Annotated in this window: 13 protein-coding genes, 2 pseudogenes and 1 riboswitch; of the genes and pseudogenes, 8 read left to right on the top strand and 7 right to left on the bottom strand. The window is 73.3% G+C overall.

The window, feature by feature from the left end:
- Positions 1-13 precede the first annotated feature (13 nt).
- Positions 14-790, top strand: a complete 777-nt coding sequence (pstB, locus tag O7598_RS01835; protein ID WP_269689725.1) for a phosphate ABC transporter ATP-binding protein PstB — start codon at positions 14-16, stop codon at positions 788-790.
- A 4-nt stretch (positions 791-794) separates the two neighbouring features.
- On the opposite strand, the gene O7598_RS01830 is transcribed toward pstB, so the two are convergent.
- Complete coding sequence (locus tag O7598_RS01830; protein ID WP_269689724.1) at positions 795-1,622, bottom strand: NUDIX hydrolase; 828 nt, start codon at positions 1,620-1,622, stop codon at positions 795-797.
- Positions 1,623-2,027: 405 nt separating this feature from the next.
- Between O7598_RS01830 and O7598_RS01825 the strand changes: the two genes are divergently transcribed.
- Entirely contained in the window at positions 2,028-2,999 is a 972-nt protein-coding gene (locus O7598_RS01825) for a Gfo/Idh/MocA family protein (RefSeq protein WP_269689723.1), read from the top strand.
- A gap of 46 nt (positions 3,000-3,045) precedes the next feature.
- Here the strand turns inward: O7598_RS01825 and O7598_RS01820 are convergent, their stop codons facing one another.
- The 3 genes from O7598_RS01820 to O7598_RS01810 all read right to left on the bottom strand — a co-directional run bounded on the left by O7598_RS01820 (position 3,046) and on the right by O7598_RS01810 (position 5,783).
- Positions 3,046-4,050, bottom strand: coding sequence for an inorganic phosphate transporter (locus O7598_RS01820; protein WP_091069779.1), 1,005 nt, complete (start codon positions 4,048-4,050; stop codon positions 3,046-3,048).
- A 4-nt stretch (positions 4,051-4,054) separates the two neighbouring features.
- The gene (locus O7598_RS01815) at positions 4,055-4,681 is read right to left on the bottom strand and encodes a DUF47 domain-containing protein (protein ID WP_091069780.1); all 627 of its coding nucleotides are present in this window, start codon (positions 4,679-4,681) and stop codon (positions 4,055-4,057) included.
- Between the two features lie 121 nt (positions 4,682-4,802).
- Entirely contained in the window at positions 4,803-5,783 is a 981-nt protein-coding gene (locus O7598_RS01810; RefSeq protein ID WP_269689722.1) for a PPK2 family polyphosphate kinase, read from the bottom strand.
- A 445-nt stretch (positions 5,784-6,228) separates the two neighbouring features.
- Here O7598_RS01810 and sigJ point away from each other — a divergent pair, with 445 nt between their 5' ends.
- Complete coding sequence (gene sigJ, locus O7598_RS01805; protein WP_269689721.1) at positions 6,229-7,182, top strand: RNA polymerase sigma factor SigJ; 954 nt, start codon at positions 6,229-6,231, stop codon at positions 7,180-7,182.
- 7 nt (positions 7,183-7,189) lie between these two features.
- On the opposite strand, the gene O7598_RS01800 is transcribed toward sigJ, so the two are convergent.
- Entirely contained in the window at positions 7,190-7,696 is a 507-nt protein-coding gene (locus O7598_RS01800) for a DUF402 domain-containing protein (protein WP_269689720.1), read from the bottom strand.
- A gap of 123 nt (positions 7,697-7,819) precedes the next feature.
- Between O7598_RS01800 and O7598_RS31400 the strand changes: the two are divergent.
- Together O7598_RS31400 and O7598_RS31395 are read left to right on the top strand one after the other, a co-directional pair.
- Positions 7,820-9,163: pseudogene (locus O7598_RS31400) on the top strand (ATP-dependent DNA helicase); the annotation flags it as partial.
- Between the two features lie 111 nt (positions 9,164-9,274).
- Positions 9,275-9,961 (top strand): annotated as a pseudogene (locus tag O7598_RS31395) (ATP-dependent DNA helicase); the annotation flags it as partial.
- A gap of 52 nt (positions 9,962-10,013) precedes the next feature.
- Here the strand turns inward: O7598_RS31395 and O7598_RS01790 are convergent.
- Positions 10,014-11,315, bottom strand: a complete 1,302-nt coding sequence (locus O7598_RS01790) for an AI-2E family transporter (protein WP_269689718.1) — start codon at positions 11,313-11,315, stop codon at positions 10,014-10,016.
- Between the two features lie 154 nt (positions 11,316-11,469).
- On the opposite strand from O7598_RS01790, the gene O7598_RS01785 reads away from it, so the two are divergent.
- Both O7598_RS01785 and O7598_RS01780 read left to right on the top strand, forming a co-directional pair.
- On the top strand, positions 11,470-11,817 hold the full coding sequence (locus tag O7598_RS01785) for a GroES family chaperonin (RefSeq protein WP_269689717.1): 348 nt from the start codon (positions 11,470-11,472) through the stop codon (positions 11,815-11,817).
- 95 nt (positions 11,818-11,912) lie between these two features.
- Positions 11,913-12,080: a hypothetical protein gene (locus tag O7598_RS01780; protein WP_175441480.1), complete on the top strand. Its 168-nt coding sequence runs from the start codon at positions 11,913-11,915 to the stop codon at positions 12,078-12,080.
- Positions 12,081-12,084: 4 nt separating this feature from the next.
- Here the strand turns inward: O7598_RS01780 and O7598_RS01775 are convergent, their stop codons facing one another.
- Positions 12,085-13,536: a PrsW family intramembrane metalloprotease gene (locus tag O7598_RS01775; RefSeq protein WP_269694711.1), complete on the bottom strand. Its 1,452-nt coding sequence runs from the start codon at positions 13,534-13,536 to the stop codon at positions 12,085-12,087.
- Positions 13,537-13,559: 23 nt separating this feature from the next.
- Positions 13,560-13,680, top strand: a riboswitch (SAM riboswitch).
- A gap of 46 nt (positions 13,681-13,726) precedes the next feature.
- Between O7598_RS01775 and O7598_RS01770 the strand changes: the two genes are divergently transcribed.
- Positions 13,727-14,992: an aminotransferase class V-fold PLP-dependent enzyme gene (locus tag O7598_RS01770; RefSeq protein WP_269689716.1), complete on the top strand. Its 1,266-nt coding sequence runs from the start codon at positions 13,727-13,729 to the stop codon at positions 14,990-14,992.
- Position 14,993 lies beyond the last annotated feature (1 nt).

Here is a 14,993-nt window from a genome sequence, read left to right as displayed (position 1 = left end):
AGGTACCGCCACCATGGCCAAGCGTGTCGAAGCCGCCAACGTGACCGCCTACTACGGCGGTTTCAAGGCGATCGAGAACATCAACCTGACCGTCGAGCCGAAGACCGTGACCGCCCTGATCGGCCCGTCCGGCTGTGGCAAGTCGACGTTCCTGCGGTCGATCAACCGGATGCACGAGGTGCTGCCCGGCGCCCGGGTCGAGGGCAACCTGACCATCGACGGGCAGGACATCTACGACCGGGACGTCGACGTCACCGCGGTCCGCCGGATGATCGGGATGGTCTTCCAGCGGCCGAACCCGTTCCCCACCATGAGCATCTTCGAGAACGTGGTGGCCGGCCTGCGGCTCAACGGGGTGCGGCGCAAGTCGATCCTGGAGGAGTCGGCCGAGCGGGCGCTCCGCTCGGCGAACCTGTGGGACGAGGTGAAGGACCGGCTGGGCAAGCCCGGCGCCGGCCTCTCCGGCGGTCAGCAGCAGCGGCTCTGCATCGCCCGCACCATCGCGGTCGAGCCGCAGGTGGTGCTGATGGACGAGCCGTGCTCGGCCCTGGACCCGATCTCCACACTGGCGATCGAGGACCTGATGTTCCAGCTCAAGGACAAGTTCACCATCATCATCGTCACGCACAACATGCAGCAGGCCGCGCGGGTGTCCGACCGTACCGCCTTCTTCTCGATCGAGAAGACCGGCGACCCGGGCCGGCTGATCGAGTACGACAACACCCAGAAGATCTTCAGCAACCCCACCCAGAAGAAGACCGAGGACTACATCACCGGCCGCTTCGGCTGAGGCGTCAGCGCAACACGAAGCGCGGCGCGGCGGAGTCGAGGCCCTCGATGCGCGGCAGGATCGGCGTACCCGGGTCTCGTTCCGCCGCCGCGCGGGCCACGCCCGCGAGGTCGCCGGCGGCGGCGATCTCGCCGAGCGTGACCATGGTCGGCGGCAGCATGGTCAGCTCGCCCGCCTCCGCCCGGGCCAGCGCGTCCGCCGGGCGCAACCACAGCGTGTGGTCGGCCTCGCCGGAGACGTCACGGGTCCGCTGCCCCTCGGGCAGCAGGGCGACGAAGAAGTACGTGTCGAAGCGGCGCGGCTCGAACTCCGGAGTGATCCACCTGGTCCACGGCAGCAGCAGGTCCGACCGGAGCGTGAGCCCGCGACCGGCCAGCAGGTCGGCGAAGCCGGTACGCCGACCCACCAGGTCCTGCCGGGCCGCCTCCCAGTCGTCGCCGCTCACGTCGCCGACCACGGTCCCGGAGTCCGGGCCGGCGAGCAGCACGCCCGCCTCCTCGAAGACCTCGCGGGCGGCGGCGCAGACCACCGCCTGCGCGTCCGCCGGGTCGAGCCGGAACCGCTCGCCCCAGGCCGCCGGCTCCGGGCCGGCCCAGCCCAGGTGCGCCTCCGAGTCGGAACGGTCCACCCCGCCGCCGGGAAAGGCGTACATCCCGCCGAACGTCATCGCCGCCACCCGCCGGATCAGGTAGACCTCGAACTCGTCGCCGGCCGGACGGAGGAGCAGCACGGTGGCGGCGACGCGGGCCGGGGCGGGCACGCCGCCTTCGGCGTGGAAGCGGCGGGCGTGCTCCACCAGGGCGGGGGGTGCGGCGAAGCCGTCGATCGTCATGTGCCGAGCCTAGTTCCCGCTCAGGCGGCTCGACGGCGTCGGTTCCCGCCATTGTCGTCGCGCTGCGTAACGGTTCGTCCCGACACCCATCCCACCCCTCGCCGCCTTTGCTCTGCAGCCATTCGCGCATCAGCAACCAACAGCTACCGCTGCGTCGGCGGCTGCAGAGCAAAGGCGGCCGAGGGCAACATGTGAGCCAGGGCCCAAGGGGCAGTTATGTCCGAGAGAAGCCTTTCGCAGCCGTCGCTCGCGGCCAAGAACGTCACCGCTGGCTACGCTCCGCAACCTTGACACTCCGTGATCGGCACCGGCCGTCCGACGCCCCGAGCCCCAGCGCCGAACGAGACGTCCCGACGGGTGGATCATCTCGCCGACCGGAGAACCGACCGGGATAGCGTTCCAGGCATGACGCGTTGGGGAATCCTGGCCACCGGACACATCGCCGCCGCCTTCGCCACCGACCTGCGGCTGGCGCCGGGCGCGGAACTGGTGGCGGTCGGGTCGCGTACCCGGGAGAGCGCCGAGGAGTTCGCGCGGCGGCACGACGTGCCGCGGGCGTACGCCTCCTGGGCCGAACTGGCCGCGGACCCGGACCTGGACGCGATCTACGTGGCGACGCCGCACGCCGCGCACCACGAGGCGGCGCTGGCCTGTCTGGCCGGCGGCAAGGCCGTGCTGGTGGAGAAGCCCTGCACGCTCGACCTGCCCACCACCACCGAGCTGGTGGAGACGGCACGCGCCCGCGGCCTCTTCTTCATGGAGGCCATGTGGATGCGGACGAACCCGCTGATCCTGCGGGTACTGGAGCTGATCTCCGACGGCGCGATCGGTGCGGTCACCCACGTCCGGGCCGACTTCGGGGCGGCCGGGCCGTTCCCGCCCGAGCACCGGATGCGCAATCCCGCGCTGGGCGGCGGCGCGCTGCTCGACCTCGGCGTCTATCCGCTGAGCCTGGCCCACATGGTGCTCGGCGCACCGCAGCACGTGCAGGCGTGGGCCCGGCTGAGCCCGGAGGCGGTGGACGAGAACACCGGCATCGTCCTCGGCTGGGACTCCGGCGCGGTGGCGACGTTGAGCTGCGGCATGGTCGGCGCCACCGCGATCACCGCGTCGATCACCGGCACCACCGGCCGGATCGACCTGCCCGAACCGTTCTTCCGGCCCGGGTCCGCGGTGCTGCACCGGCTCGGGGCCGAACCGGAGACGATCCCGGCGGACATGACCGGCGGCGGCTACCAGTACGAGGCGATCGAGGTGGGGCGCTGCCTGGCGGCGGGGCTGACCGAGAGCCCGTTGGTGCCGCACGCCGCCACCCTGGAGATCATGGCGCTGATCGACGACATCAAAGCCCGGATCGGCGTCTCCTACGCGGTGTGAGATGGGGCCCCTTCTCTACCGGAGGCGTTAAGAAGGGGCCCCTCCTTTAGAACAGCGGCCGGACCAGCAGGTACGCGAGGCAGGCGATGGCTGCCGCCGCCGGGAACGTGATGATCCAGGCGATCACGATGTTGCCGGCCACGTTCCAGCGGACCGCGGAGAGCCGCTTGGTCGCGCCCACGCCCATGATCGCCGAGGTGATCGTGTGGGTGGTGGAGATCGGCGCCTTGAGCACCAGCGCGTTGAAGTAGAGCACCGCGCTGGCCACGGTCTCGGCCGCGAAGCCCTCCGCCGGGCCGAGGTCGATGATCTTCCGGCCCAGCGTCCGGATGATCCGCCAGCCGCCCGCGTACGTGCCGAGCGCCAGCATCGTCGCGGAGGTCCAGAACACCCAGCTCGGGATGTGCGTCTTGCTGTCCTGGAAACCGCCGGTGTAGAGCGCCAGCACGATGATGCCCATGGTCTTGGCGGCGTCCTGCATACCGTGGCCGACGGACATCGCGGCGGCGGACACGGTCTGCGCCCAGCGGAAGCCGCGGCTGAGCTTGCCCGGCTGCCCCTTCCGGAACAGCCACATGATCGCCAGCATCACCAGGAAGCCGAGGACCAGGCCGACCACCGGGGAGAGCACCATCGGGAGGAGGACCTTCTCCACGATGTTGCCCCACTGGACGATGCCGTCGGCGGCGAACAGGGTCGCGCCGACCAGCCCGCCGAAGAGGGCGTGCGACGAGGAGGAGGGCAGGCCGAAGTACCAGGTGATCAGGTTCCAGGCGATCGCGCCGAGCACGCCGGCGAAGACCACGCCGAGGCTCTCCACCCCGGTCGGGAGTGTGACCAGTCCGTCGCCGACGGTCTTGGCGACCCCGGCGCCGAAGTGCGCACCGACGAAGTTGCCGACGGCGGCCAGGCCGAGCGCGATCCGGGGGGTCAGGGCCCGGGTCGAGATGCTGGTGGCGATCGCGTTGGCCGCGTCATGGAAGCCGTTCGTGTAGTCGAACGCCATGGCGACCGCGATCACCGCCAGCACGGCGATGAGTTCGGGGCTCACTGGATCAGGACTCCTTGACCGCGATGGTCTCGACGGTGTTGGCGACGTGCTCGAAGGCGTCGCAGGCGGCCTCCAGCTCGTCGGCCACCTCCTTCATCTTCAGCACGGTGAGCGCGTCGTACTCACCGGAGAAGAGGCGGACGAGCAGCATCCGGTACGCCTGGTCGCCGTCGTTCTCCAGTCGGTTGCACTCGATCCAGTAGTCCTCGAGGTCCTTCATCGACTTCAGCCGGGGCATCGCCTCGGCGGTGAGCTTGGCCTGCAGGTCGAGCACGTTGACCAGCTCGTGCAGCTCGCGCGGCAGCGACGGGAGCTTGGTCAGGCCGTACAGGTAGAGCAGGTTGCCGACCGCCTCCAGGTGGTCCATCACGTCGTCGAGCAGCGAGCCCAGCCGGTAGATGTCCTCCCGGTCGAACGGCGTGATGAAGGTGGAGTTGATCTTCTTGTAGAGATCATGGGTGATCTGGTCGCTGTCGTGCTCGATGTCGGTCAGCCGCTCGCTGATCGACTGCACGTCGGAACCGGGCAGGGCCAACTCGTTGAGCAGGTCGGTCCCCTTCACCAGGTTCTGCGCGGCCCTGGTGAAGAGCTCGTAGAAGGCGCCCTCGGTGGGACGGAAGGAAAACTTCACAGCACGGACCTCGTCGTGTCGGTGGAAGGGGGGCCGTCGCCTCCGGAAGGCGCCTGCTCTGGGCATGCTAGGGACCCGGTGGAACCGGGCATCGACCGGCCCACCCCTGGTCAGGCCCGATTCACCGCTCGTTCACCTGCTGTTCACCTGAGGGCTCGCCACCCTGGTCGCGCAACCGGGCACGCTCCCGTTCTACGTCGAAATCGGGAGCCGGATACCCCAGATCCAAGTCGTCGAACGTCTCCCGCAGCAGGTGGGCCACCGCCCAGTCGCGGAACCACTTGCGGTCCGCCGGCACCACGAACCAGGGCGCGGCGTCCGTGCCGCACCGCTGGAGAGCCTCGGCGTACGCGGCCTGGTATTCGTCCCAGCGGGCCCGGGTGTCCAGATCGCTCGGGTTGTACTTCCAGTGCTTCGTCGGGTCGGTGAGCCGCTCCATCAGCCGCTCACCCTGCTCGGCGTGGGAGATGTGCAGCATGACCTTCACCACGGTCACCGCCTGCTCGGCCAGCTCCCGCTCGAAGTCGTTGATGATCTCGTAGCGGGACCGCCAGGTGGCCTCGTCCACCAGCTCCTCCACCCGGGCGATGAGCACGTCCTCGTAGTGCGAGCGGTTGAACACCCCGACATAGCCGGGAGGCGGCAGCGCCCGCCGGATCCGCCACAGGAAGTCGTGCCGCAACTCCTGCTTCGTCGGCGGGCCGAAGGAGCGGATGTGCAGCCCGAGCGGGTTCATCGCGCCGGCCACCCGCTTGACCGTGCCGTCCTTGCCGCCGCAGTCCATCGCCTGGAGCACCAGCAGCACCCGGCGCGGTCGTCCCCCCACCAGGCCCGCCCCGGCCTGAGTGGGCGCGCTGGTGGCACTGCCCGGGCCGGCGGCGACCTGTGCGGCGGCGTACAGCATCTCCTGCTGCCGGGCCAGTTCCGCGCCGATCAGCTCGACCTGGCCGCGAGCCCACTCCTTGCGCGCCGACCCGCGCCCGGCCGCCTTCGGCAGCCCCGGCATCGAGCGGGGGTCCACCGCCCTCAGGTCCACCGGCCCCGGCCCCACCCGCAACAACTCCCGCATCGACCCGTCCTCGGGCCCGACCACGCCACTCATCCCCCGATCCTCACCCCACAACCCCGATCATGGGTACGGAGCATCCGCTACACCCGATACATGCACTTTGTCCGGTGGGGATTCGGGTTCGCGTCCCGGCAGCCACCTGCCCGACCACCCCCGTCCGGCCCGGAGGAGGCCGGGCGATCAAGGAGCGCCAAAGGCGCAGCGCCCTGGCGGACGAGGAGGAGAAGAGGGGCGATCATGAAGTTGACTGCCGTGAGAGCGCTCCCCCGCGACGTCAACCTCATGATCACGGGCCGTGGGAGAGCAGCCGGTCCACGCGTGGGGAGACTCGGAGATCTCGTCGATCATGGAGTTGTGGCACCTCACGAACCTTCCCAAAGCCACAAATTGGGTGCCACAACTCCATGATCGGCGCGGCGGGGCGGACTGCGAGGCGGGCGGGGCGGGGGGCAGGAGGCGGGGGCGGGAGGATAGGAGGGTGGACGAGCTGGCGGCGGAGTTCGAGGCGGAGCGGGGGCACCTCCTGGCGGTGGCGCAGCGGATGCTGGGCAGCCGGAGCGAGGCCGAGGACGCCGTGCAGGAGACCTGGCTGCGATGTGCCGGCGCGCTCGCCGACCCGGCCGACCGCGCCCGCGTACGGGACCTGCGCGGCTGGTTGACCACCACCTGCTCGCGGCTCTGCCTGGACGTGCTCCGCTCGGCCCGGGTGCGTCGCGAGGCGTACCCCGGTCAGTGGCTTCCGGAGCCGGTGGTGGCCGGCCTGCCGACGGCGGACGGGTTCGCCCCCGACCCGGCGGAGCGGGCGGTCCGCGCCGACCAGCTCGGCACCGCCCTGCTCGTGGTGCTGGAGCGGCTGACGCCGGAGCAGCGGGTGGCGTTCGTGCTGCACGACGTGTTCGCGGTGCCGTTCGGCGACGTCGCCGAGGTGCTCGGCGGGACGCCGGAGGCGGCCCGGCAGCTCGCGTCCCGGGCCCGCCGGGCGGTGCACGGGCCGGACGCGCCCCGGCACAGCGCCGACCTCGCCGAGCAGCGACGGGTGCTCAGCGCGTTCGTGGCCGCGGTGGAGTCCGGCGAGTTGGCGCAGCTCGTCCGGGTGCTCGCGCCGGACGCGGTGTCGATCGGAGACTCCGGCGGCCACTTCCCGGCGGCCCGCCGGCCGGTGGTCGGCGCCGAGGCCGCCGCGCGCCTGCTCCTCGGCCTGTTCGACCAGGCCCGCCGGCGGGGCGGCCTGCGCGTGCGGCCGGTGCTGGTGGACGGGACGCTGGGCTGGCACGCCGAGCTGCCCTGGCGCGACGGGCGGACGATGCGCATGGTCACCTCGTTCGCCGTGCACGAGGGACGGGTCACCGGCGTGTTCAACCAGCTCAACCCGGAGAAGGTGGCCGAGCTGCCGCCGCTGGGCCCGGGCGCCGCCTGGCCGCCGCGCTGGTGAGCGCGGCTCAGACCACCAGGGCCAACCACTTCCGGTACGAGGTGGCGAACGGCTCGCTGCCGTCGCCGAGCGCGCCGAGCAGCCAGCGGGCCGCCGCCTCGGCCTCGGCGACCAGGTCGTCCGGGTAGTTCCACCGGGCCCGGTGCTCGGCGAACTCGTCCTCGTCGCGCAGCTCGACGAGGCCGGTCTCGCGGCGGCGCACCACGTCCAGGTCGAGGTCGACCAGGTGGACCGTCTCGTCGCCGTCCCAGCGGGCCGGGGTGGCGATGTCGCAGTAGACCTCGCTGGTGCGTGGCGGCGGGTTGAACATGCCCGTCCACCAGCCGTGCCGGGGCACCAGCAGGACGAACGGGATCTGCTCGACGGAGGGCCGGCCGTGGTAGACCGACTCGGTGCCGGCCGGCACGCCGAGCCAGACACCGAGGTCGTCCTCGGCGAGGCGGCGGGCCGGGTAGTCGCGGTGGGCGCTGCCGTCGTACTTGCGGTAGATCACGCGGACCACGTCGCTCGGCATGCCTGGCACCCTAACCGATTCCGGCCACGCCACGCGATCGGCAGGTAACCGGACGCGACCTGCCGTACGCCACGCCGCCGGAGCGGCCGGACCGGCGTCGGTGCCGGCGGGTACGGTCGCACGGTGAGCCCGTCCCGCACCGCCACCGGCACCGCCGTCCCGAAGAAGCGCCGGAGCGGCCGCCCGAGCGGTGAGGAGCTGTTGGCGGCCGCGGTCGGCGCGGTCCCGGGCGGCGCGACCCGGCCCGGCCAGCAGCAGATGGCCGAGGCGATCGAGCGGAGCATCGCCTCCGGCGAGCACCTGCTGGTGCAGGCCGGCACCGGCACCGGCAAGTCCCTGGCCTACCTGGCCCCGGCGCTGACCGTGGACGGCCCGGTGGTGGTCTCCACCGCCACCCTGGCGTTGCAGTCCCAGCTCGTCGACCACGATCTGCCCCGCCTGGCCGACGCGGTCGAGCCGGTGCTGGGCCGCCGTCCCACCTTCGCCGTGCTCAAGGGCCGCCACCACTACCTGTGCCTGGCCCGGCTGGACAGCTCCGTGGAGGACGAGCCGGACGACACGCTCTTCGACACGCCCTCCGCCGGCGGGGGCACGAAGTGGCTCGGTGAGGCGGGCCGGCTGGGCAAGCAGGTCCAACGGCTGCGCGACTGGGCGGAGGAGACCGCCACCGGCGACCGCGACGAGCTGGATCCGGGCGTCGACGACCAGGTCTGGCGGAGCGTCTCCATGCCGGCCCGGGAGTGCGTCGGCGCGTCCCGCTGCCCGTTCGGGCAGGAGTGCTTCGCGGAGGCGTCGCGGGCCCGGGCCCGGGAGGCCGACCTGGTGGTCACCAACCACAGCCTGCTCGCGGTGGACATGCTCGCCGGGCGGCACATCGTGCCGCCGCACCGGCTGCTGGTGGTCGACGAGGCGCACGAGCTGGCCGACCGGGTCTCCTCGGCGGCCCAGGCCGAGCTGGTGCCGGAGCTGATCGACAGGTCCACCCGGCGGGCCCGGCCGCTGCTCCGCCCCGACCTGGCCGACCGGCTCACCGAGGCCGGTGACGCGCTGGCCGTGGGGTTGGCCGAGGCGCCGGCCGGGCGGCTCACCGCCGGCCTGCCGCCGCCGCTGCGCGAGGCGTGCACGCTGCTCGACTCGGCGACCCGGGCCGCGCTGGAGACGATCGGCGACGTGAAGGCCGACGACCCCGACCCGGTCCGCAAGCAGCAGGCCAAGGCCGTGCTGGACGAACTCTCCACCACCGCCCAGCGCCTGCTGGAGGAGGGCGACCACGACGTGGCCTGGGTGGAGAAGCCGGAGAACGGCAGCCGCCGGGCGCTGGTGGTGGCGCCGTTGTCGGTGGCCGGCACGCTCGCCACCCACCTCTACGACGAGCGCACCGTGGTCGCCACCTCGGCCACGCTGGCGTTGGGCGGGCGGTTCGACACGGTGGCCCGGGCGCTCGGGCTGGAGGCGCCGCCGCCCGCCCCGCCGACGCCGGCCGCCGCGGCGATGGCCACCGCGGCCGCCGCCGGTCGCGGCACCGGTCCGGCCCCGGTGGCGAGCACCGAGGGCAGCCGGGCGGCGGTCGGCACGGTGCCGGCCACCGAGGGTCCCGGCTGGCGGTCGCTCGACGTCGGCTCGCCGTTCGACTACGCCCGGCAGGGCATCCTCTACGTCGCCGCGCACCTGCCCCGCCCCAGCGTCTCCGGGCTGCCCACGGCGGCCGGCGAGGAGCTGTTGGCGCTGGTCGGCGCGCTCGGTGGGCGTACCCTCGGGCTCTTCTCGTCGCGGCGGGCCGCGCAGCAGGCGGCGGAGCTGCTCCGCGCGCGGACCGACCTGCCCGTGCTGCTCCAGGGCGAGGAGGCGCTGCCGCTGCTGGTGCGCCGGTTCCGGCAGGAGCGAGAGAGCTGCCTGTTCGGGGTGATGTCGCTCTGGCAGGGCGTGGACGTGCCCGGCGACGCCTGCCAGCTCGTGGTGATCGACCGGCTGCCGTTCCCCCGGCCCGACGAGCCGCTCGCCGCGGCCCGGGCGGCGGCGGTGGACGCGGGCGGCGGGTCCGGTTTCGCGGCGGTGAGCGTGCCGATCGCCGCGGTCCGGTTGGCGCAGGGCGTCGGCCGGCTGATCCGGGCCACCGGCGACCGGGGTGTGGTGGCGGTGCTCGACTCACGGCTGGAGACGGCGCGTGGCTACGGCCCGTTCCTGCGCCGCTCGCTGCCCCCGTTCTGGTACACCACTCGCCCCGAGGTGGCCCGGGGCGCGCTGGAACGGCTGGCGAAGAGCTGACGCCCGCGCCTCCCCGGGCGGGGTGACGCGGGCGTCGGCGGGTCGGTCCGGGTCAGGGCGCCTGGGAGGCGACCACCACCGCGTCCGGCGGGGTGTCCGGCACGGTACGGGCGGCGAGCCGCCGGACGGCCGTGTTGAGCACGGCGATCAGCGGCACCGCGACCAGCGCGCCGGCGATGCCGGCGAGCACCACGCCGGCGGCGATCCCGATGATCACGGCGAGCGGGTGGATGGCCACCGCGCGGCCCATGATCAACGGCTGGAGCACGTGCCCCTCGACCTGCTGCACACCGATCACCGCGCCGAGGATGATCAGGGCGGTGACCGGGCCGCTGTCGACGAGCGCCACCAGCACGGCCACCACGCCGGACAGGAACGCTCCGACGATCGGGATGAACGCGCCCAGGAAGACCAGCGCGGCCAGCGGGAACGCGAACGGGATGTCGAAGATGACCAGGAAGATGCCGATGCCGAGGGCGTCGATGAACGCGACGAGCACGGTGGCGCGGACGTACGCGCCGAGCGTCGCCCAGGACGCGCGACCGGCGTCGTCGACCTTCCAGCGCGCGGCCACCGGCAGCAGCCGGACCAGGAACCGCCAGATGTTGTTGCCGTCGCGGAGGAAGAAGAACGTCGCGAAGAGCACCAGGACGGTGCCGGTGAGCACCTCGGCGAGCGTGGCCGCGGTGCTGAGCGCGCCGCTGGTGAACCGCTCGGTGTTGCCGTTGATCCAGTTCTGGGCCTCGTCGATGTAGCGGGTGAGCTGGCTGTCGGACAGGTGCAGCGGGCCGGTCTTGAGCCAGTCCTGGATCTGCCGGACGCCCTGGGAGGACTTCTCGCTCAGCTCGGGCACGCCCTGGATGAACTCGTTGACCACCAGTGTCAGCGTGCCGACCACCGCGGCGAGACCGCCGACAAGCACCACGCCGGTCGCCAGCGACCGGGGGAACCGGGCCTTGAGCAGCCAGCCGACCGCCGGGGCGAGCAGCGCCGAGAGCAGTAGGGCGACGGTCAGCGGGATGATCACGATGCTGATGGTGCCGACGATCTTGAGCAGGGCCCAGGTGACGATCCCGATCACGATCAACCGCCAGCACCACGCGGCGGCGATCCGCAGCGCGTGCGGCACCTCGGTGTCGTCGCGGCTGACCGTCGAGTTGTGCATCGCGGCCGGCGGCTCCGCGCCCACTACCGTCGCCGCCGCCGGCGCCGCCGGACCGGGCGCGCCGGGGGAGGCCACGCCGCCCGCCTCGCCGGGAGTCGGGTCCGCGTCGGACCGGCCGGCCGCAGCCGCCTCACGACCCGACTCGTACGCGCGGCGGAGCCGTCCGCGCATCCGCTCGAAGCGGCTCAAGCGCACCTCCCGCAAGAATGGTCCACCCACGTCACAGGTGGGACAGGATACGTCCGACCGGCCCACCGTAGGGCGGTCCCGCCACACATTGCCCCGTCGCGGCCACCGGCAACCACGACGGGACCGCCCGTGGGGCGCGCGGTAGCGTCTTCGCGTGACCGCCGACCAGAGTCTCGACGCCGGGCTGCCCATCCGCCTGCTGCACGATCGCGTGCTGGTGCGTACCGAGGGCGGTGAGGGGGAACGCCGCTCCACCGCCGGCATCGTCATCCCGGCGACCGCGGCGGTCGGCAAGCGGCTGGCCTGGGCCACCGCGGTGGGCGTCGGGCCGCACGTGCGCTCGATCGTCGCCGGGGACCGGGTGCTCTTCGACCCGGACGACCGCTCCGAGGTCGAGCTGCACGGCCGGGCGTACGTGCTGCTGCGCGAGCGTGACGTGCACGCGGTGGCGGCGGAGCGGGTGGAGAGCAGCGACACCGGCTCCACCGGCCTCTACCTCTGACGGCCGGCTCCGCCGGCTCTACCTCCAGCGCCGCGCCGTTTGCGGCGCGTCCCGGCGGGAAGCCCAGGCACCTCAGCGCGCCCTGGGGAGGGACCATGCCGATCGTGATCAAAAGGATTCTCGCCTGGGGGTTCCTCGCGTTCCTGATCTATTTCATGGCGTTCCGGCCGGACGGGGCGGCGCAGCTGTTCCGGGGCATCGGGGTCGCGCTGATGGCCATCGCCCAGGGGCTGGGCGACTTCCTCACCGGCCTGATGGCCTGAGCGCTCAGCCGCGCGGATACCACGGGTGCGGGCCGTGCCCGATCGGCGGCGGTGGCGGGGCCAGCACCACCGGGATCGGCACCACCGGCTCGTCCGGCGCCTCGACCGCGCGCTGGGAGCCGTCCGGGAACCGCAGGTGGTAGCGCTGACCGTCCCAGACCCCGACCGGCGCCTGCGGGTCGCGGCCGACGAAGAACGACCGGTACGCGGCGATCGAGTCCAGCAGCTCCCGTTCCTCCCGCGCCGTCCGGTCCCGCTCGGCGGGCTTGCGGTCCAGCCCCCGGCGCATGCCGTCGCGCAGCAACGCCAACCGGGTCGCGGCGAACTGGTAGCCGCGCATCGCCTTCACCCCGCCGTCGCCGGCCACCCGCCGGGCCCAGGCGCGGGCGGCGTGCCGCCGGCCGAGGCTGCCCAGCGCCGCCACCTCGGGCGGGGTGAGCCAGCCGGCCCGGACGTAGTCGGGCAGGGTGCGCTCGGTGAGCCGCCCCTCCCAGGCGCGCAGGCCGACGGCCAGCCCCACCATGCCGAAGAAGATCGGCACCATCACGCCGATGTAGCCGTAGAGCACGATCACCGTCTGCCCGGTGGCCTGCGCCAGTGAGGGGATCAGGTTCCAGGTGCCGTGCAGCATCATGGCCAGCAGCAGGCCGGCGAGCGGGGCGAGGATCCGCACCCGCCGGTCGGCGGTACGCGCGGCCACGCCCAGCCCGACGCCGGTCATCGAGGTGAACAGCGGGTGGGCGAAGCCGAACAGCAGGATCCGCACGATGAAGATCGCGATGACCTGCTGCGCGCCGGTGGCCGGGCCGTATTCCTCCACGCCGGTGCGGTAGCCGTACCCGCCCAGGTAGAGGATGTTCTCCACCATGGCGAAGCCGACCGCGGAGAGCCCGCAGTAGACCAGGCCGTCGGTCACCCCGGAGAACTCCCGTCGCCGGAAGATCAGCAGCAGGATCGGCCCGGCCGCCTTGGTCAGCTCCTCGATGAACGGCGCGACCAGCACCGCGGTCAGCGCGGCGGGCAGCCCCCAGTCCTTGAACAGCCGTGCGCCCGTCTCGTTGACCAGCAGCGAGATGGCGGTGGAGACGAACGCGCCCCAGGCGAAGCAGAAGATCAGGTATTTCAGCGGCTCGGGTTCGTAGCGGTCGAGCCAGAGGAAGCAGGACACCAGCACCGGCACCGGCAGGATCGCCGCGATCACGCCGATCAGCAGCGCCTCGGCGCCCAGGCTCTCGCCCAGCGTGAACACCATGAACAGCGCACCGGCCGCGATCAGCAGCACCACCCCGGCCAGCGCCAGGAAGCGGCGCCAGCCGAGCCGGCGCAGCGGCATCCGCGGCGTCGGCGCCCCGGGCGGCGGGACGGCGGGCGCGGACGGCGGCGGCAGTGCTCCGCCGGGCGGGGTGACGGCCATGCGGTCAGCGTAGTCACCCGCGCCCCACTGTTCCGGCCGCATCACGACGGCTATGCTCCGCAACAGGTCACGAGCGCCAGCGTCAAGCCCCGGCTTGCTGGCCGGCAACCCTCGTCAGTTCGCGGTGGGGTGCCCCGGGTGATGACCGGGCCCAGCGCCGACACGCGTGCTGGGCAAGCGCGGACCCCTTCGGCGACATCCGGGGGTCCCCGGTGGCCCGGGAGGCTCCGCCATGACCGTCACCCTCGTCCCCGCCCCGCCCACGCTGCCCGGGCCGGTCCGACCGGACCCGCTCGGCGTGCTCGGCGTACCGGGAGAGATCAACCTGGACCACGCCGCCAGCGCGCCGTGCGCGCGGGCCGCGGCCGACGCGGTGGCCGAGCTGCTGCCCTGGTACGCGAGCGTGCACCGCGGCGCGGGCGCGCTGTCCCGGCGCTGCACGCTCGCCTACGAGCGGGCCCGGCAGACCGTGGCGGACTTCCTCGGCGCCCGCCCCACCGATCACGTGATCTTCACCCGGAACACCACCGACGCGGTGAACCTGCTGGCCCGGGCGCTGCCCGCCGGCACCACGGTGGTCACCTTCGGCGGTGAGCACCACGCCAACCTGCTTCCCTGGCCGCGCGGCTCGGTGCGGCTGCCGGTCCCGGACAGCCCGGCCGGCGCGGTCCGGTCCCTGAGCCTGGCGCTGGGCGAGCTGGCCCGCGACGCCCGGCCCGGCCTGCCGGTGCTGGTCTCGGTCACCGGCGCCAGCAACGTGACCGGCGAGCGCTGGCCGGTGGCCGAGCTGGCCCGGGTGGCCCACCGGTACGGCGCGCGGATCCTGGTGGACGCCGCGCAGCTCGCCCCGCACGCCCCGGTCGACGTGACCGCGTCGGACCTGGACTACGTGGCGCTCTCCGGCCACAAGCTGTACGCCCCGTTCGGCGCGGGCGTGCTGGTCGGGCGCGCGGACTGGCTGGACGCCGCCCCGCCGTACCTGCCCGGCGGCGGGGCGACCAGCCACGTCGGCGCGGCCACCCACGACGTCCGGTGGACCACCGGCCCGGCCCGGCACGAGGGCGGCACCCCGAACCTGCTCGGCGCGGCGGCGCTGGCGGCGGTCTGCGCGGCGTTCGCGGCGGTGGACCGGGCCGCGCTGCACGCCCGGGAGCAGGCGTTGCTGACCCGGCTGCGGTCCGGCCTGGCCGCGCTGCCGGACGTGGTGGAGCTGCGCACGTTCGGCCCGGCGGCGCCCCGGGTGGGCATCGTCAGCTTCGTGGTCGCCGGGCGGGACTCCGCCGAGGTGGCCGCGCACCTGGCGGCCCGGCACCGGATCGGCGTCCGGGACGGCCTGTTCTGCGCCCATCCCCTGACCCGGCGCCTGCTGGCCGAGGCCGCCGCCCGGTCCGGCCGCGCCGACCTTCCCCCCACCGCCCTGCGCGCCAGCCTCGGCCTGGGCACCACAGCCCACGAGATCGACACCCTCCTGGGGGCCCTGGCCACCCTCTCCCGTTGAC

Source organism: Micromonospora sp. WMMC241 (assembly GCF_027460165.1).
In the GTDB taxonomy this organism is placed as follows: Bacteria; Actinomycetota; Actinomycetes; order Mycobacteriales; family Micromonosporaceae; genus Micromonospora; species Micromonospora humi.
The sequence above is the reverse complement of the archived record's forward strand: the minus strand, read 5'-3'. Positions and strand labels throughout refer to the sequence as shown.